Raw genomic sequence first — 18353 nt, forward strand, 5'->3', positions numbered from 1 at the left:
CCTTTTATTTTTCTAAATAGACAGGCTCTGAATCCTTTATAAAAATTACTTCTGCTTTAAGATCGCATTTTGTTCTTGCATCAACTCTTTTAAATCGTTGAGCAATTCTATATCCTTAGGAGTTACCATCTTATTATTGCTAGGATCTTGAGCATTGTTACGTAGTTTATTCATCAGCTTTATGACTATAAATATCGTAAAGCCTATGACCATAAAATCTATAATCACATTTATAAGCTCCCCATAACTTATCGCGATCTCTTTTGCGCGATCGCCAGTCCCTACTTCTAAAGCTTCTCTTAAAACATATTTTTTATCCTCATAGTTTACACCATCAGTCAGGTAAGAAAGCGGGGGTAAAATCACTTTCTTAACGAGTATTTGCACCACATTATTAAAGGCTGTACCTATAATGATACCCACCGCCATATCTATCATATTCCCTTTTACTGCAAACTCCTTGAACTCTTTTAATAATTTCATACTATGAACTTTGAATTTTTGATTAAAAATACTTCCTCTGTCTGTTTCTAATAAAGAATAGAAAATGGCAGGAAACTAGGTGGCATCCAACAGTAAAACTAAAATAAAAAAAGCGGCTAAATTTAAAATTCAACCGCTTTTATTGCTTTTATAAATACTTTAAAATAGACTAGACTGTCCCGTATCATCTATACCTGGGTCAGGGTCTGGTGCATCAGGATCAATTTTAGACATAGTAATAGCTTCATCATCGCCTAAACTCTTAGGACTAACGACTTCCTCTTGATTCACCTCTACTTCCTGAGCTGGAATAGTTTCTTCTGGCTCATAAGGCAAAGAAGCTAACAAATTAATTTGTTTGATCTTACTTCTGGTCAGCATATTACCTTGTGCAGCGATCCCTTTGATAGAAATAAACTCTTCTAAGTTGACCTCCTCATTATCTGGTTGATCCTTGCCTCTAGGTTTGACGTGAATTAACTCTGCCATAGGTTTATAATCTGTAGAGACCACTTCTAGATAAGAACCTTCATGGTCTGAAATAATAGAGTCTTCGCGTTCTTCATTTTCTATTAAAAACCTCTTGATATAAAAAAGCTCGCGTTCACCGTTAAAATAAATAACAGTAATAGGTTTTTTAGGTATCCATTTTTCTAAGACAACCATATCATCGTCAAATCTCGCAGTAACCTCTGGAATAATGGTCTTTACAATACCCTTTTGGGTGATAACTAACAAGCGATCTTCACCTCTAAATTCACCTAATAACTCTCCTCTTTCATCTACATTAAGTCGTTGTACGGTATCATCAAACCAGATTTTACGTGGTTTTAAGGTAGAAACCCCTTCTTCTTTAAGGTCTACTTTTTTGATGTTGTATTTAGTGACTTGGTTTCCTTTTGAAGTACGTCCTTTGATTAAGGTTTCTGAAAAATCTAAATCCCATTTGACCTTTTTAATACTTCCTTGTTGACGAAGGTTAATACTTACTACTTCGGCCTCTCCATTAGGATTTGCACTAAAATAATGCATGTAGGAACCTTTATCTTCCTTACCCATAGGGTACTCTCTATCTCTGGTCATACTCGTCACAGCAAATCTTTTGACATAACTTGGCCCATTTTTACCGTCGCGATAAATGACATTATATATGGTACGCTTATCTTTTTTCTTAAAAACAGCCACGTAGACAATGTTTTTACCGATAAAGGTCTTTGCATCAACTTTAGTTACCATCATAGTTCCCTCCTTGGTAAAGCAAATAATGTCGTCAATATCTGAACAGTCGCAAACATATTCGTCTCTCTTCAAGGCAGTTCCTACAAAACCTTCTTCCCTATTTACATATAGTTTTGTATTACGGATGATCACCTTAGAAGCAATGATATCTTCAAAGTTTTTCAACTCCGTTTTGCGTTCCCTACCTTTTCCATAATCAGTTTGCAGTTTTGTAAAATAATCGATGGCAAACTGAATGAGATTTTTCAGATGGTGTATTAATTCTGCGATGCGGTCTTCTAGCGCATCAATTTTTTGTTGGGCTTTATCAATATCAAATTTTGAAATACGCTTGATACGTATATCCGTCAATCTTACGATATCTTCTTCTGTAATTGTTCTTTTTAAATGACCTATATGTGGTTTTAAACCTTTATCTATAGCGCTTATCACACCTTCCCAGGTCTCTTCTTCTTCTATATCCCTATAGATGCGATTCTCAATAAAAATACGCTCTAGGGATGCAAAATGCCACTGCTCTTCTACTTCATAAAGCAGTATCTCTAACTCTGCTTTTAGTAACTCTACCGTATGGTCTGCACTGCGGCGCAACATTTCTGTCACTCCTACAAAAAGCGGTTTATTATCTTCAATTACACAACTCAATGGTGAAATACTTACCTCACAATTGGTAAACGCATAAAGCGCATCCATAGTTTTATCTGGAGATAAGCCTGATGGTAAGTGGATCAAAATTTCCACATTTGCAGCTGTATTATCTTCAATTTTCTTGATCTTAATCTTTCCTTTTTCATTTGCTTTAAGGACCGAATCAATCAGTGTACTAGTCGTTGTCGAAAACGGAATTTCTGTAATAACAATCGAACTCTTGTCTGGTGAATGCATCTTTGCGCGTACCCTAACTTTTCCACCGCGAAGACCATCGTTGTAATTTGACATATCTGCTGCTCCACCTGTAGGGAAATCAGGAAATATCTTAAAACGCTTGCCTTGTAAATGCTTGATGGATGCATCGATCAGTTCATTGAAATTGTGCGGCAATACTTTTGTTGATAATCCTACAGCAATACCTTCAGCTCCTTGAGCTAGTAACAAAGGGAATTTTACTGGTAAATTGATAGGTTCCTTGCGACGTCCATCATAACTGGACTGCCACTCTGTAATTTTAGGATTAAAAAGAACTTCTAATCCAAACTTGGAAATACGCGCCTCAATATAACGAGAAGCAGCCGCAGGATCACCGGTGAGTATGTTTCCCCAGTTTCCTTGCATGTCTATCAATAATTCCTTCTGACCTATTTGCACCATAGCATCGCCTATACTCGCATCACCGTGCGGGTGGTACTGCATGGTATGACCTACTATGTTTGCTACCTTATTATAACGCCCATCATCCAGATCCTTCATGGATTGCATGATGCGTCGCTGCACTGGTTTAAAACCATCTTCAATAGCTGGAACAGCACGTTCCAAAATAACGTAACTCGCATAATCCAAAAACCATTCCTTGTACATGCCGGTAACACGTGTAATGGTTTCTGTTGATTGCTCTTCCAAGCCATCTGCTAAATGCTCTAATTCTTCGTTTTCTTCACTCATGGGACAGTAGTCCGTTATCAGTTAATTATTATCAGTTAGTAGATAACTGTTTCTTTTGTATTGGCTTCGCTTTCGCGAAAGCAGAATAAGATCCTATTCTTAACCTACTATTGATCCTCAATCACATCCAATTCCACTTTCAAATTATCAATAATGAATTCTTGTCTATCGGGTGTGTTTTTACCCATATAAAACCTCAACAAATCTTCAATACTCATTCCGTCATCCAACATAATAGGGTCCAGACGTATATCTTCTCCTATAAAATGAACAAACTCATCTGGACTGATCTCTCCAAGTCCTTTGAATCGGGTGATTTCTGGGTTTTTCCCTAATGTAGCCATCGCCTCAGTACGTTCTGCTGGTGTATAACAGTATTTGGTTTCTTTCTTGTTTCTTACTCTAAACAATGGCGTTTGTAAAATATACAAATGTCCTTTCTTGATCAATTCTGGAAAGAACTGTAGGAAAAAAGTAATGAGTAGTAATCTGATGTGCATTCCATCTACATCGGCATCTGTTGCGATCACAATTTTATTATAACGCAAGTCCTCCATACTATCCTCAATGTTCAATGCTGCTTGAAGTAAGTTAAACTCCTCATTTTCATAAACAATTTTTTTGCTCATGTTGTAAGAGTTTAAAGGCTTACCACGCAAAGAAAATACCGCTTGTGTATTTACATTACGAGATTTAGTAATGGACCCACTGGCACTATCTCCCTCCGTAATAAATAAGGTGCTTTCTAAGTTATTATCTTTTTTAGTATCTCCTAAGTGCACTCGGCAATCACGCAATTTTTTATTGTGTAAATTGGATTTTTTAGCACGATCACGTGCTAATTTTCTAATTCCAGAAAGCTCTTTACGCTCCCGTTCTGCCTGCACAATTTTCTTTTGAAGCGCATCTGCCGTCGAAGGGTTCTTGTGAAGGTAATTGTCCAGCTGATTTTTAATGAAATCGTTTATAAAAGTTCTTACCGTAGGTAAGCCTCCTCCCATTTCTGTCGAACCTAGTTTTGTTTTAGTCTGTGATTCAAAGACAGGTTCCATTACTTTAATAGCAACAGCACTAACTATAGATTTACGTATATCGCTGGCATCGTAATTTTTATTATAATATTCACGAATAGTTTTTACTATACTTTCTCTAAAAGCGGCTTGGTGTGTTCCACCCTGAGTAGTGTTTTGACCATTTGCAAAAGAGTGGTACTCCTCACTGTACTGCGTCCTACTATGCGTCATGGCAATCTCAATATCCTCAGACCTCAAATGAATGATGGGATACAATCGATCGCTTTCTATAATTGTTTCACTTAACAAGTCTTTTAATCCGTGCTCTGAATAAAATTTCTCTCCATTAAAGATAATCGTCAGTCCTGGATTAAGGTATACGTAGTATTTCAACATACGGGCTACATATTCAGGTCGGTACTTAAAGTTTTTAAAGATCTCAGCATCTGGAATAAAAGTCATTTTTGTTCCCTTGCGTCGAGTTGTTTCTTCTAGAAAATCCTTCCCAGTAAGCTCCCCTCTTTCAAATTCAGCACTAGCACTTTTATTATCTCTTGTAGATTCTACTCTAAAAAATGAGGAAAGTGCATTTACAGCTTTGGTCCCTACACCATTTAAACCTACAGATTTCTTAAAAGCTTTAGAGTCATACTTCCCTCCAGTATTCATCTTTGACACTACGTCTACTACTTTACCTAATGGAATCCCACGACCGTAATCGCGTACAATAACACGTTCTCCTTGAATAGAAACCTCAATGGTTTTTCCGGCTCCCATGACATACTCATCTATGGAGTTGTCTATAACTTCCTTAAGAAGGATATAAATCCCGTCATCAGGACTTGAGCCATCTCCTAACTTACCTATATACATTCCAGGACGCATTCTTATGTGTTCCTTCCAGTCGAGAGAGCGTATATTATCCTCGGTATATTGCGTAGTTCCGTCCATTAAAATAAAATCTGTATAAGTGGAAATATAAGGATTGTAGCCGCTACTGTCTAGCTACAAAAACTAATTTAATTAACATATTTCAAGCATAAGATGTGAATAAATACATATGGCTGCTCATTATGGGGTTGATCACATTCTAAATCGTAAAAGATAATAGCGCTCTTCCACTTCCCTATGGATCAAAATCATCCCTTTCTCAATTTTATAATCTTTTAAACCTAAAGAAATTTTGCGAAGAAGTATTAGACATTCGTTGATCTCAATTAGCTCCTAAGCTCCCATATGTTTTAGTTTATTTTTCTATTGGTCCTGGAATAAAAAGCCTCCTTTTAAATTGACTTACTTATTGTCTGTATTTAAAATACTCCCTTCCCTAATTACCGACTTGATTTATACCATAAATATAATAAAAACCGATGAAATGCATTATAATTTCGTTAAAGAGATAAATGTTGATATCTTAAAAATCGGAATATAATCAGCTACAAAAATCTTAGTGAAATATCAGTTATGAAAAAATTAACAAATTGACAACAAATCGATTAGCCTATAAGAATAGTATGGTTATGATTTAAGACTTAGACCTATCAAATTGTCAACAACTCCCAGAATACCTTGAATACTGCGATGTCTAAAGAAATGATTTATTGCATAATTGATAAAAGCGCCTATTTTAGGCTTCATAATTGTTCATATAAATACAAATCATGAAAAAAAACTTTACACAATTAGTACTGGTTATTGCAGTACTTTTTTCCTCCTTTACATTTGCACAACAAAGACAGTGTTCTACCCATGAAGACTTACAGCTGGCGATGTCTCAAAATCCAGCATTAGCAAGAAGTGTAGAAAATGTGGAGCGATACACACAGCAAAAAGCAAATGAATTACTTATTCAAAAATCAGTTAATGGAAGTGTCATTACTATTCCTGTAGTAGTACATGTATTGTACAGTAACTCGACTCAAAATATAAGCATTGCACAAATTCAATCTCAAATAGATGTGCTTAACGAAGACTTCAGAAGAACCAACAGCGATGCTGATAACGTTTGGTCTCAAGCAGCAGACATGCAAATTGAATTCTGTCTTGCTCAAGTAGATCCCAATGGAAATGCTACCAACGGTATTACCAGAAAGGCATCGTCTATAACTTCTTGGAATACTACTCAAAACAGAATGAAAAGTGCTGCAACAGGAGGAACAACCCCTTGGGATACTACCCAATACCTTAATATGTGGACCGTTTCTGCTTTAAATAGTAACGGACAAGCTGGTATTTTAGGTTATGCACAATTCCCAGGTGGAAGTCGAGCTACAGACGGTGTGGTAATGGGGTATAACTACTTTGGTCGTACCGGTTCGGTATCTGCTCCTTTTGATGGTGGTAGAACTACGACTCACGAAGTAGGTCACCTTTTTGGCCTTCGCCATATTTGGGGTGATGGACCTTGTGGTGCTGATGATTTTGTGACTGATACTCCAGAATCTGACGCCTCAAATGGTGGATGTGCTATAGGTACTGTTTCTTGTGGTACTACCGATATGGTTCAAAATTACATGGACTATTCTAATGACTCTTGTATGAACCTATTTACTCTAGGTCAAAAAGCGCGTATGAGAGCTAACTTATTAAGCGGTGGTTTTCACGCTGCTTTAGCACAATCAACTAAATGTACTCCTCCTTCTGGTGGCGGTGGTGCTACTGGATGTAGCAGTACTATAAACAGTTTCCCTTATTCTAATGGTTTCGAAAACACATTAGGTGGCTGGACACAGGATTCTGGCGACACTTTAGACTGGACCATACAATCAGGTGGAACTCCATCAAGTGGTACTGGCCCAACTGGAGCAGACCAAGGTTCTTTCTACGTATTTGTAGAAGCATCTGATCCTAACTTTAATAAGACAGCTGTTTTGAACTCTCCATGTTTAAACTTTGCAAGTGGGGCGACTCCTAATGCTTCTTTTAGCTATCAAATGACAGGTCCTTCTGTTGGAACATTAAGATTACAAGCAAGAGCTGACGGATCCACTGCATGGTCAACCGTATTTACCAAAACAGGTGATCAAGGGGCAGCATGGTTAACTGGAACGGCTTCATTAAGTGCTAATACAGCACAAGTAAGACTCGTAGTAGACACTACAGGCTCTTGGCAAGGTGACATCGCTGTAGATGGATTTGGAATTACAGCAGCTACTACTGGTTCTAGTTGTTTAAATGGTGTTTCTTCTTTCCCTTATGCTGAAGGATTTGAAAACACTTTAGGACAGTGGTCACAAAACAACAGCGATACACTAGACTGGACTTTAAGATCAGGCGGAACTCCATCAGGTAGTACAGGTCCAACTGCGGCTGCTCAAGGTTCTTTCTATGTTTATGTAGAAGCTTCTGATCCTAACTTTAGCAAAACAGCTTCTTTAGATTCTCCGTGTTTTGACCTAAGCAGTCAGAATAATGCTAACTTATCCTTCCAATACCAGATGACAGGTAACGCAGTAGGGACTCTTAACGTTGAAGCGAGTACTGGTGGTGCTTTTACTACTATATTTACGAAGTCTGGTGATCAAGGGGCAGCATGGTTAACCGCTAATGTGAATCTTGCGGCATATGCGGGTACTGATCTTCAATTAAGATTGACCGTAAATACTACTACTTCATGGCAAGGTGACATCGCTGTAGATGATTTAAAAATTACAAGTGGTGCCATCTCAACTGATAAGTGTGCTGGCGTTCCTGCATACAATAGTGCCCTCGCCTATTCTGTAGGTGATCGTGTGGTATATCAAAACACTCTTTTTGAAAGATTGGCTGCGAGTTGGGCTAATTTAGGAACTTGTGGAACTGCGCGAGAAGCTACGGCAAGCCTTGTGAACATCCCTACAAGTATTTCCATCTATCCTAACCCAGTAAGCGGTGCCGATTTATTTACAACGGCAACTGGTGAAAAGGTAACTTACACGATCTACAACATCAGTGGACAACGTGTTGCGACGGGAACCCTAAATGGAAATGCAATTGACGTTGCGGCACTTAAGGCAAATGTTTATCTCATTCAAATCAACGATGGTGAGCAAACAGTAACTAAGAAGTTTATCAAGAAGTAATTCTTAAAATTCTTTAATTAGAAAGCCTGTCCATACAGAATGGACAGGCTTTTTTTATGTTCTTTTTTAACGTAGAAAATATGGGATTGTTCCGCTTTCGCGAAAGCGAAACACATAAAACATTATGCGATCACAACCGTCTTAATATTTACAAATTCTCTAATCCCGTAATAAGACAATTCCCTACCATAACCAGAAATTCCAGTACCGCCAAAAGGCAACGCAGGATGACTCGCTACTTTGTGATTGATAAAAACCGCTCCATCTTTTATTTGAGCAGCCAATTCTTCCATTCTTTTTAGATCGTTTGAAAAAAGACTTGCTCCAAGGCCAAATTTGGAATTATTGACTAAATTAATGGCTTCTTCTTCTGTTTTGAACGTAGTGACCGCAATCAAAGGGCCAAAAGTTTCCTTTTTAAAAACAGGCATATCAGAGGTGACACTAGTTAAAATGGTCGGAGCAAAATAAGTTTTATCCCTGGATCCACCGCAATGCAGCTCTGCTCCTTTTTCTATAGAGGCATTCATAAGGTCTTCTAGCTCTTCAGCCAGATCCTCTCTTGCCATAACTCCTATGTAGGTATCTTCTTCTAGCGGATCTCCAGAAACAAGCGCTTTTACCTTTTGAGTGAATTTATCTAGAAACTCCTCTGCAATTTCTTCTTGCAGCAGTAATCGCTTTCCTGCAATGCAACTTTGTCCTGTATTATGAAACCTAGCAGCCACACATTCTTCTACGGTCGCATCAATGTTTGCGTCCTTAAACACCACTAAGGCGTTATTCCCACCTAACTCTAATACCGTTTTCTTGATTTGTTTTCCAGCGGTAGAAGCAACCGCTGCACCAGCCGATTTAGAACCAGTTAAGGTGACCGCTTTAATGATATCATTTTCAATAATAGCTTCCACAGCATCGCTTCCGATTACAAAATTCTGAAAACAACCTTGTGGAAAACCAGCCTCTAAGAAGATATCTTGGATTAATTCGGCACATCCCATGACACTGCTCGCATGTTTCAAAACGCCCACATTACCTGCCATAAGGGCTGGTGCTATAAAACGAAAAACTTGCCAAAACGGATAATTCCAAGGCATGACAGCAAGCACAACACCTATAGGCTCATAACTTACATAAGATTTAAAATGCTCTGTTTCTATATGTTCTTTTGCGAGATAACCTGAAGCATTTGCAGCATAATGATCACACAACCAAGCGCATTTTTCTAGTTCGCCTCTAGATTGTGAAACTGGCTTGCCCATCTCAGCGGTCATTAATTTTGCGTAAGATTCCTTATTTTTCCTCAGCAATGCCCCTACTTTGCGCAGGTGGTTTGCACGATGTTCAAAACTAGTGGCTCTCCAATCTTCAAAAGTTTTTTGAGCCGTTTCTAATTTGGCTTTTATATCCTTTTTGGTCAGTTCTTGGTATTGATGCAACTCTTTACCGTTGTATGGATTTATGGTCGTGATCATCTTTTTATTTTAAAAATACAATGATAATTCCCATGATAAAGAAAACTTTAGAAGGCTTTAACGGTTACTGTTATTTGATTTGTAATTCTTACAGAGTCTTTCTTTTTTTTAGGTTTTCGACAAATCCTGTGCTAAATTTAATTCAGTACTTCAACTGGAAACAGTCTAACCTTTATAGTTTTGAAAGAGAGAAGCAGTAGGAAAGCTTAAAGGTTTTCAAATAAAATTACCTTATCAATAACAACCGCAGCATTTTTACCAGCCAGTTTAAAGTCCTGGAGTTCTACACGGATACCTGCTAAGCTTATTAAATTGGAGTTCTTTCAGAATATTAGCAAAAAAAGCTGCAATGATGTGATCCTATGTAAAGACAAATTCATTAGGCATGCTTTAAAAAAGTTGCTTCATCATTATTTAACAACACATTTGATAACTAGGATCTTTTTTCCATCCAAGCCAACACATTGGTTTCTATACGCGACATGATATCTAAAGTGTTTGCTTTTTCAAAAGTTTTTCCTGTAATATTCTCGTAAAGTTCAATGTAGCGATCGCTCACTGATGCTATGTATTCATCAGTCATTTCAGGTACTTTTTGCCCTTCAAGACCTTGAAAATCATTAGCAATCAACCACTGACGCACAAATTCTTTACTCAATTGTTTTTGAGATTCTCCTTTATCTTGACGCTCCTGATAAGCCTCTGCGTAGAAATACCTAGAAGAATCTGGTGTGTGAATTTCATCTATAAGGACTATTTCTCCTTCTTTTGTTTTACCAAATTCATACTTGGTATCCACGAGAATCAATCCGCGTTTTGCAGCTAGTTCAGTACCTCGCTGAAACAATGCTTTAGTATATTTTTCTAAAACTTCATAATCTGCTGAGGAAACAATGCCTTTTGCAAGAATATCTTCTCTGGAAATGTCTTCATCATGATCACCCATTTCGGCTTTGGTAGCTGGGGTAATGATGGGATTCGGAAATGCATCATTTTCCTTCATTCCTTCTGGCATAGCAACACCACAAAGCATTCTTTTACCAGCTTTGTATTCCCTTGCAGCGTGACCAGCCATGTATCCACGAATGACCATTTCCACTTTAAATGGCTCACAAAGGTGACCTATTGCAACATTAGGATCTGGAGTAGCAATCAACCAATTAGGGACGAGATCTTGGGTATCTGCCATCATTTGCGTGGCAATCTGATTTAGGATTTGTCCTTTATACGGAATTCCTTTAGGCATCACTACGTCAAAAGCACTCAGCCTATCGCTGGCGATCATGACTAACAACTCGTCATTAATGTTGTAAACTTCTCTTACTTTTCCTTTGTAAAGGCTCTTTTGACCTGGAAAATTAAAATTAGTATCAGTAATAGTTGCTGGAAGTTGTGTTGGCATTTTAACGAATTTATTGTTAAGCAAATTTCTACTATTTCATTGAATATGTGGAATGTATTACTCTTTTTTTATTCAAGTTATCTACCAGCTATGAGCACTGCTGTTGGAGGCTGTTCTAATTGTAATTCATCGATGCAAATACCAGGTGCAAACGAATATTAGGTTGCTACTATTTAATAAAAAAACGGTCCCACTAAATCAATTCAACCTGACTGAAAATATAAATATTACAAACTGTAAACCACTCTAAAAGTCACAAAACGTGGTTGTATAAAAGTCTCAGAAGTAAATGCAGATATGCCATTCTCTCCGTTAGTCACTTGAGATGATATATTCAAAAGGTTGGTCGCATTAACTTCATATTCAAATTTTGCATCTCTATCTTTCCTATAAGAAAGTCTTGCATCCCAATTTTGGAAGGATTGTGATTGCCCATTTCCTATATTTTGATTGGTATAAGAATAGTTGGTTCTAAAAGTTACGGCCTTCCAGATATAAGCATCCACATCTATAGAAGGGGATGTAGTAATAAATTGCGATTTACGCCCCCCTTGATTGTTATCATTAATACTGTAACGGTACCTTAAAGTAACATTAGGAGCTACTTTAAAATTGGTGCGTATACTAGGTGTGTATGACTGTGTATAAACCTCATTTACAGAACGTTCTGAATCTACAAACTGATTGAACTTGCTGTAATTAAGCCCGGCATTAAAGCTTGCTCTTATTTTACCAAAAGTACGTTGTACACGTCCAGAAATGTTTGCATTTTCATCTGCAAAAGCAGAGTTTAAAAATGTGTTGGTTCTAATAACGCTTTGAATGTCAGTGGAACTTCTTATCTGGTCTATATTATTAGAGTAAGAGGCTCTTGCAAATACATTCGTATAATTAAAAAGATTAAAACTACTGTAGATCAAGTTGACATTATGCGACAACGCATTTTGTAAGTCTGGTGCACCAAATTGTATGCTGTTAAAACTATTTAAAACAAGACCTTGTGCAAGCCTCGTTACATCTGTAAATTGATTGCGCATGTCGTAACTTAAGGTAAGGGATTCACTTTTCTTGAATTGAATACGGGTTTCAAAATCTGGCAGCAACCTTAAGAAGTTATCTTTATAAGTTGCACCAAATTGAGTATTCTTGTTGCCATAGGCGTGTAAAGAGAATCCTGGTGTAATCGTGAACTTCCCTGTTTTCAATCGGTAATGAGCGCCAAAATAAACATCTGTAAAATTATACTGTGTGTCGTTTACAGCAAGTCCGTTATTAATGGTAGGCGTAGGATTAAAAGTTGTTCCATCGTTTAAAAACTGAAATAGGTTGGAGTTAAATTCCTGACTACTCAGAATCGTTCCTAAGGTAAAATTCAAGTTACTTCTAGGATTCAAAATATGAAAGTAATCTAATTTTGCATCCAACTGGTTGGATTTGATACGTCTATTTTGCCCTATGTTGTAGGTATCTAAACTGGGATCCAATCCTAAATTAGCCGCAGTAGCATCGTACTCATTGTTTTCATCCTCTAATACAGCATTATAAAAAGGATCTTCGTTTTTAAGCAGGTGTTGTGCTTCTAAGGAGAAAATATTGTCTTCATCTAATGTGTAATAATATTGAAGACTTTGATTAATATTATAAGGAGTAACTTCTTCTGCTTGATTGGTATTACCAATAACAGATGAGAAGAGATTCTGTCGCTGCCTATCGTTGGAAATACGACCTAAAATATCATATTCCAATTGGTTGCTAAAATTAGGTTGGTAAGAAGCGCTTAATTTGACCAATCCTTGATTAGAGCGTTCGTTATTGTTTCGCTCTGTAAACTCTTCAGGAAATTGAACAAAACTAGTTTCTCTTGAGGCAATCTGGCTGCTATTAAAGATAACAAACCCACTTAAATCCAAAGCTGGATTGACCGCATAACTAAAGTTTGCCGATGCCAATTGATTTTCAATTTCAACGGCATTATTTTGATTGGTTAAAAAATTAAGACTGTTATCTCCTAAATTAATGCTCGTTCCACTGCTCCTGCTAGGAGATCTAAAACCACCACCAAAATTACGTATATCTCGTCTCGTTAAAGCCAATTCTCCAGTATTGTTCAAATCACCTATAAAGTTGATACTATACTTAGGCGTATAGTAAAATAATTTAGGCTGTAATAAATAGAGTTCCTTATCAGGGGAGCTACCACCACCCACGGTAACATCACCAAACCAAAAGTTTTCTTTTCCTTCTTTAAGCTTGATATTCAGCGCTATGTTATCTTGATTATTAGACACGCCACTTAATTGACCTACCTCTGAATAATTACGCAGTACTTGTATTTTATCAACAGCTTTTGAAGGGATATTTTTTGAAGCTAATTTGGTATCCCCGTCAAAGAAATCTTTACCGTTGACCATAAGTTTATTCACTACTTTCCCCTCGACTTCTATCTGTCCATCTTCATTGATTTCCACCCCTGGAAGGTTAGCAAGAATATCTTCTAATTTCCTTTCTGACCCATTTTGGAAAGAGTCTGCATTGTAGGTGACCGTATCTCCTTTGATCGTTACGGGCATTTCATAAATAAGCTCAATAGCGTCTAAAGAATTTTCTGCATATAAGGTATAATCTTTTGTCATATCAGCCTCTTTTACCACTAGAGACTCTTCAAGCGTTTTCATTGCTACATAACTGATTTGTATCTTGTAAGTGATATTCTTTTTTAAAGATAAAGAGTACTTACCTAGTTCATTAGTAACTCCGTAGGATTCTAATGCCTTAGTTTCTTGATTGAAGGCTACAATACTAGCTAGTTCTAGTGGTTGTTTTAAACTGTCTCTAACAACTCCTTGCAATTTAACTTGAGCAAAGGAAAAATTTGCTGCTGTTAAAAGCAGTAAAAAACATATTTTCTTCATAATGGGTAATTCTTGAAATGGGACTAAAAAAGATTTTGTTTGTTTGTTTGTTTTCTTAACCTCTTCTTCTTCCTCTGTTATTTCTCATTTCCATCATTTTACCTACAATGGTCTCCTTGTAAGATACTTTAGTAATTTCTTTTCCTTTATCAGGAGCTTCTATTTCTATCTTCTCTTGAGGATTCAGTACTATTTTTGTACATAACATAGTCGTATCCCCTGCACTTACTTCTAAGATAAGCCCTGGAAGTCCCCAGTATTCTGCAGGTCCGTGACCTACTGGTATTTGCAGCGTATACCATGCCTCTACTAGTGTAGATGGTACTTCTTCTATTTCGATTATTTCCGTAGTTGCTGTATCCCCTTCGGTAGCTGCAGGCTGTTCTTCACTTTCTTGATCATTGTTTGTTATTTCATTCCATGAGAAGGAATACCATGTCAACTCTGTATTAGGAATAGTCGCGGTTGCTTTAAAACACATGTACTTTCCTATTTGTTTTGTTTCAGAGCCCATTTTCCAATCTATGGCCGCAAGCTTATCCTTTACTAGAAATTGCTTACCATAAAACTCTTGGCTCTGTATGAGTTCATTTTTCTTAACGTTCTTGTATTGTTCTCCTGCAGCAAAGTTATTTCCCCATGAATCAGTCGCTCCTGATATAGCGTCCAACTTTTCTTTTTCGTCAAAAACAGATTCTTCTTTATTGAAGTTTAATACGTAAGTCTTCTCAAGTCTGTTCTTTAAACGCGATTGCATTTGTTTCTTTTGTTCTTCACTCATTCGTGCGCCCCAAGTACCTAAATCCATCCTGGTTTTTGATATATATACCGCTTGACCTTGAAATTCTTGTGCTTCAGGTTGAGATGGTAGTATAAATAAAGAGGCAACTACGCTAACTAAAAAAATAATAGACTTCATGATTGTGTTTTTTAACTTACTGTTTAACGAAAATATGTAAACATTAAACGAGAATTAACTATTTCTCAAAACATTAACATGCCTATCAGAAAAAAAGATCCATTTTATATTGATCCTACCTTTGTAATAATCTATTAACCAGGAGAACTTATAAGGTTTAAATGATTGCTTTAAAGAAGAAAATAGCAACAGTTCCGCTTTCGCGAAAGCGGACACATCAAAACAATAAAAATTAGAATTCCAGAATTAGTTAAAAGCAACTAGCGACTAAACTAAACAAAGAATGACATGAAGTTAATTCCTGTTCTCAATATCCTTATACGCCTCGATAACCTTTTTTACCAGTCTATGGCGCACCACATCACTATCATCTAAGTACATCATACCTACTCCGTCGACATTTTTAAGAATTAAAAGAGCTTCCTTAAGCCCCGAAGTTACTCGACGTGGTAAGTCTATCTGCCCAGGGTCTCCAGTGATAAAAAATTTAGCATCTTTTCCCATACGTGTCAAGAACATCTTCATTTGTGCATGAGTCGTATTTTGAGATTCATCTAGAATCACATAAGCGTGATCTAGTGTTCTACCGCGCATAAAAGCAAGAGGTGCAATTTGAATGGTTCCTTTCTCAATATAGGTCGCAAGTCGTTCGGCAGGAATCATATCTCTCAATGCATCGTAAATAGGCTGCATATAAGGATCTAATTTCTCTTTAAGATCTCCTGGAAGGAACCCTAAGTTCTCTCCAGCTTCTACTGCTGGGCGTGTAATAATAATGCGCTTGACACGTTTTTCCTTAAGGGCTTTTACCGCAAGAGCTACACCTATAAAGGTTTTACCTGTTCCTGCTGGACCTACTGCAAAAACCATATCGTTTTTCTTAGTAAGTTCCACCAGTTTACGCTGGTTGGGAGTTTTGGGACGAATTAACATTCCAGAATTGCCATGAACTAAAATATCATCACGCCCCATACCCATGTCTTCATGGCTCTTATCACTTGTTAATAAGCGTTCCATGACATTTTCATCCATCTTGTTGTATTTACCGAAGTGCGTCAACATCATCTGTATGCGTTTATCAAACTCTCCAAGTTGTTCTTCATCTCCGTAAATTTTCATGGTGCTACCACGTGCGACAATTTTTAGTTTTGGAAAATGAGATTTTAAGAAGGCGAGATTTTTATTTTTTACTCCAAAAAATTCTATTGGATTTGATTCTGACAGGTCGATGATAAGTTCGTTCAAAAGCGCTAAATTAAGTAAGTAATTAAATGTTTAATTTTATAGTTTTGTCTTACAGTGAAAGACTGCTTGAAAATTAAGAAAAATGATTAGTCCATAGAGCTCCTAAAGGATAATTTAACGATCAATTAATTAACAATTTTAAAATCCTTTATGCCTATTATAACCCTTACAACCGATTTTGGCTGGAAAGACCCTTACGTAGGAGCGGTAAAAGGTGCTATTTATAAAGAATTAGAAAACGTAAATATCGTTGATATATCTCACGAAGTAACCCCTTTCAACATTGCTGAGGCCGCCTACATTATTAAAAATGCCTACCACTCCTTTCCAGACGGTACCATACATATTATAGGAGTAGATGCAGAGCATACTCCTGAGAACATTCATATAGCCGTTTTGTTAAAAGGTCATTTTTTTATTTGTGCCGATAATGGAGTGCTGGCTTTGATCATGAATAAGTTACGTCCAGAAAAACTGGTAGAGATCAACATCCATGATAGGATCTCTTCAAATTTCACCACGTTAGATGCTTTTGTAAGTACCGCTTGTCACATAGCTCGCGGAGGAACCCTAGAGGTGATAGGTAAACCTATCTCCCGTATCAGGGCCATATCTGGGGTTACCCCTAAAATATCTGAAACTAAAAACATTATTTACGGCCAAGTTATTTACATTGATAATTATGGTAATTCTGTCGCCAATATTAATAAAGAGATTTTTGAACAAATAGGCAAGGGTCGTAAATTTGAACTCTCTGCTCGTAATGAACGATTTGATAAGATTTTCAAACGTTACAGCGATATCATTAACTTTGATGATGATGAAAAAAAGCGCGATGTAGATGGAAAAGGTCTGGTTATATTTAACAGTGCCGGTTATATAGAAATAGCAACTTATAAGTCAAATCCGCTAACCGTAGGAAGCGCTAGTACTCTATTTGGATTGCAAATTAATGCACCAGTAATTATTACATTTAAAGAATCATGATTGTACGAATTGTAAATATGCATTTTAAAGAAACTGCTGTAGGTAAGTTTCAAAATATGTTTGACGCCTATAAGGAACAAATAAGAAATCAACCTGGTTGTAGTTTTTTAGAATTGTATCAAGACAAGGATGACGAACAACGTTTTTACACCTATAGTTATTGGGAAAATGAAGACGCTTTAAATAAATACAGAAAAAGTGCGTTGTTTGAAGAAGTATGGCCGCAAACTAAAGCTCTGTTTGATCAGAAACCACAAGCTAATTCGGTTGTAAAAATTCACAGCCTTTTATGAAAGCCATTTTCCTCAAAGAACTCAACGGATTTTTCGCTAGTCTAACCGGTTACTTAGTCATAGGTATTTTCCTTATGATCAGTAGTTTATTTGTTTTTGTGTTCAAAGGCGAATACAATATATTAGATTACGGCTTTGCAGATCTTGCGCCTTTCTTTCTGATCATTCCTTGGTTATTTATGTTTTTAATCCCTGCCATTACCATGCGCAGCTTTACGATAGAACGCAACTTAGGAACCTTAGAAATGTTAGTGACCAGACCTATTTCCACTAGAAAATTAGTGGCTGGTAAATACTTTGCCTCCTTAGTTTTAATCGTCATTGCTTTGATCCCAACTTTGATCTATGTGTGGAGTTTGGGACAATTAGGGGAGACTACAAACAACCTAGATTACGGCAGTACATTTGGCAGTTATCTCGGTGCTATTTTACTCGCTATGAGCTACACTGCTATAGGTGTTTTTAGTTCCACAGTGACTTCTAATCAAGTGGTCGCTTTTTTACTCTCTGCCGTTTTGTGTTTTATTCTTTATTTTGGTTTTGAAGGACTTTCTAGTTATTTGTCAGACAGTGATTTTCTAGCCTCCTTAGGACTTAAATATCACTATGAAAGTATGGCTAGAGGTGTGATCGATACTCGTGATGTGATCTACTTTTTAAGTGTTGCTGTTTTGTTTTTCGCTTTAAGCGAAATTTCACTGAAATTAATGTTCTCAAAACGATAA

General features: G+C 36.9%; 12 protein-coding genes. 4 read left to right on the forward strand and 8 right to left on the reverse strand.

Translation table 11 applies throughout. The features are described from left to right. Positions 1–45 precede the first annotated feature (45 nt). The 3 genes from mscL to CW736_RS12595 all read right to left on the reverse strand — a co-directional run bounded on the left by mscL (position 46) and on the right by CW736_RS12595 (position 5285). Positions 46–483 carry a large conductance mechanosensitive channel protein MscL gene (mscL, locus tag CW736_RS12585; RefSeq protein WP_101014647.1) on the reverse strand — a complete coding sequence of 146 codons (438 nt, stop codon included), beginning with the start codon at positions 481–483 and terminating at the stop codon, positions 46–48. Positions 484–642: 159 nt separating this feature from the next. Further along, positions 643–3321: a DNA gyrase/topoisomerase IV subunit A gene (locus tag CW736_RS12590; protein ID WP_101014649.1), complete on the reverse strand. Its 2679-nt coding sequence runs from the start codon at positions 3319–3321 to the stop codon at positions 643–645. A 107-nt stretch (positions 3322–3428) separates the two neighbouring features. Beyond that, positions 3429–5285 carry a DNA topoisomerase IV subunit B gene (locus CW736_RS12595; protein WP_101014651.1) on the reverse strand — a complete coding sequence of 619 codons (1857 nt, stop codon included), beginning with the start codon at positions 5283–5285 and terminating at the stop codon, positions 3429–3431. A 710-nt stretch (positions 5286–5995) separates the two neighbouring features. On the opposite strand from CW736_RS12595, the gene CW736_RS12600 reads away from it, so the two are divergent. Further along, positions 5996–8395, forward strand: a complete 2400-nt coding sequence (locus CW736_RS12600) for a M43 family zinc metalloprotease (RefSeq protein WP_101014653.1) — start codon at positions 5996–5998, stop codon at positions 8393–8395. Positions 8396–8517: 122 nt separating this feature from the next. On the opposite strand, the gene CW736_RS12605 is transcribed toward CW736_RS12600, so the two are convergent. From CW736_RS12605 to CW736_RS12625, 5 genes are all read right to left on the reverse strand, one after another. Then, the gene (locus CW736_RS12605) at positions 8518–9870 is read right to left on the reverse strand and encodes an NAD-dependent succinate-semialdehyde dehydrogenase (protein WP_101014655.1); all 1353 of its coding nucleotides are present in this window, start codon (positions 9868–9870) and stop codon (positions 8518–8520) included. 433 nt (positions 9871–10303) lie between these two features. Beyond that, complete coding sequence (locus tag CW736_RS12610) at positions 10304–11272, reverse strand: phosphoribosylaminoimidazolesuccinocarboxamide synthase (RefSeq protein WP_101014657.1); 969 nt, start codon at positions 11270–11272, stop codon at positions 10304–10306. Between the two features lie 227 nt (positions 11273–11499). After that, the gene (locus tag CW736_RS12615) at positions 11500–14184 is read right to left on the reverse strand and encodes a TonB-dependent receptor (RefSeq protein WP_101014659.1); all 2685 of its coding nucleotides are present in this window, start codon (positions 14182–14184) and stop codon (positions 11500–11502) included. 55 nt (positions 14185–14239) lie between these two features. Then, positions 14240–15103: a GLPGLI family protein gene (locus CW736_RS12620; protein WP_101014661.1), complete on the reverse strand. Its 864-nt coding sequence runs from the start codon at positions 15101–15103 to the stop codon at positions 14240–14242. Positions 15104–15397: 294 nt separating this feature from the next. Continuing rightward, positions 15398–16348 (reverse strand): PhoH family protein, encoded by a 951-nt coding sequence (locus CW736_RS12625; RefSeq protein ID WP_101014664.1) that lies wholly within the window; start codon positions 16346–16348, stop codon positions 15398–15400. Between the two features lie 150 nt (positions 16349–16498). Here CW736_RS12625 and CW736_RS12630 point away from each other — a divergent pair, with 150 nt between their 5' ends. The 3 genes from CW736_RS12630 to gldF are packed head-to-tail and all read left to right on the forward strand — an operon-like array spanning position 16499 to position 18353. Continuing rightward, positions 16499–17335: an S-adenosyl-l-methionine hydroxide adenosyltransferase family protein gene (locus CW736_RS12630; protein WP_101014667.1), complete on the forward strand. Its 837-nt coding sequence runs from the start codon at positions 16499–16501 to the stop codon at positions 17333–17335. Continuing rightward, positions 17332–17628: a putative quinol monooxygenase gene (locus CW736_RS12635; protein ID WP_101014669.1), complete on the forward strand. Its 297-nt coding sequence runs from the start codon at positions 17332–17334 to the stop codon at positions 17626–17628. Before CW736_RS12630 ends, CW736_RS12635 begins: the two co-directional genes overlap by 4 nt. Continuing rightward, positions 17625–18353: a gliding motility-associated ABC transporter permease subunit GldF gene (gldF, locus tag CW736_RS12640; protein ID WP_101014672.1), complete on the forward strand. Its 729-nt coding sequence runs from the start codon at positions 17625–17627 to the stop codon at positions 18351–18353. Before CW736_RS12635 ends, gldF begins: the two co-directional genes overlap by 4 nt.

This window comes from Nonlabens sp. MB-3u-79 (genome assembly GCF_002831625.1).
GTDB lineage: Bacteria > Bacteroidota > Bacteroidia > Flavobacteriales > Flavobacteriaceae > Nonlabens.

Coding starts and splice junctions, on each gene's coding strand:
- mscL (WP_101014647.1), bottom strand. CDS start 483: ATGAAATTATTAAAAGAGTTCAAGGAGTTTGCAGTAAAAGGGAATATG.
- CW736_RS12590 (WP_101014649.1), bottom strand. CDS start 3,321: ATGAGTGAAGAAAACGAAGAATTAGAGCATTTAGCAGATGGCTTGGAA.
- CW736_RS12595 (WP_101014651.1), bottom strand. CDS start 5,285: ATGGACGGAACTACGCAATATACCGAGGATAATATACGCTCTCTCGAC.
- CW736_RS12600 (WP_101014653.1), top strand. CDS start 5,996: ATGAAAAAAAACTTTACACAATTAGTACTGGTTATTGCAGTACTTTTT.
- CW736_RS12605 (WP_101014655.1), bottom strand. CDS start 9,870: ATGATCACGACCATAAATCCATACAACGGTAAAGAGTTGCATCAATAC.
- CW736_RS12610 (WP_101014657.1), bottom strand. CDS start 11,272: ATGCCAACACAACTTCCAGCAACTATTACTGATACTAATTTTAATTTT.
- CW736_RS12615 (WP_101014659.1), bottom strand. CDS start 14,184: ATGAAGAAAATATGTTTTTTACTGCTTTTAACAGCAGCAAATTTTTCC.
- CW736_RS12620 (WP_101014661.1), bottom strand. CDS start 15,103: ATGAAGTCTATTATTTTTTTAGTTAGCGTAGTTGCCTCTTTATTTATA.
- CW736_RS12630 (WP_101014667.1), top strand. CDS start 16,499: ATGCCTATTATAACCCTTACAACCGATTTTGGCTGGAAAGACCCTTAC.
- CW736_RS12635 (WP_101014669.1), top strand. CDS start 17,332: ATGATTGTACGAATTGTAAATATGCATTTTAAAGAAACTGCTGTAGGT.
- gldF (WP_101014672.1), top strand. CDS start 17,625: ATGAAAGCCATTTTCCTCAAAGAACTCAACGGATTTTTCGCTAGTCTA.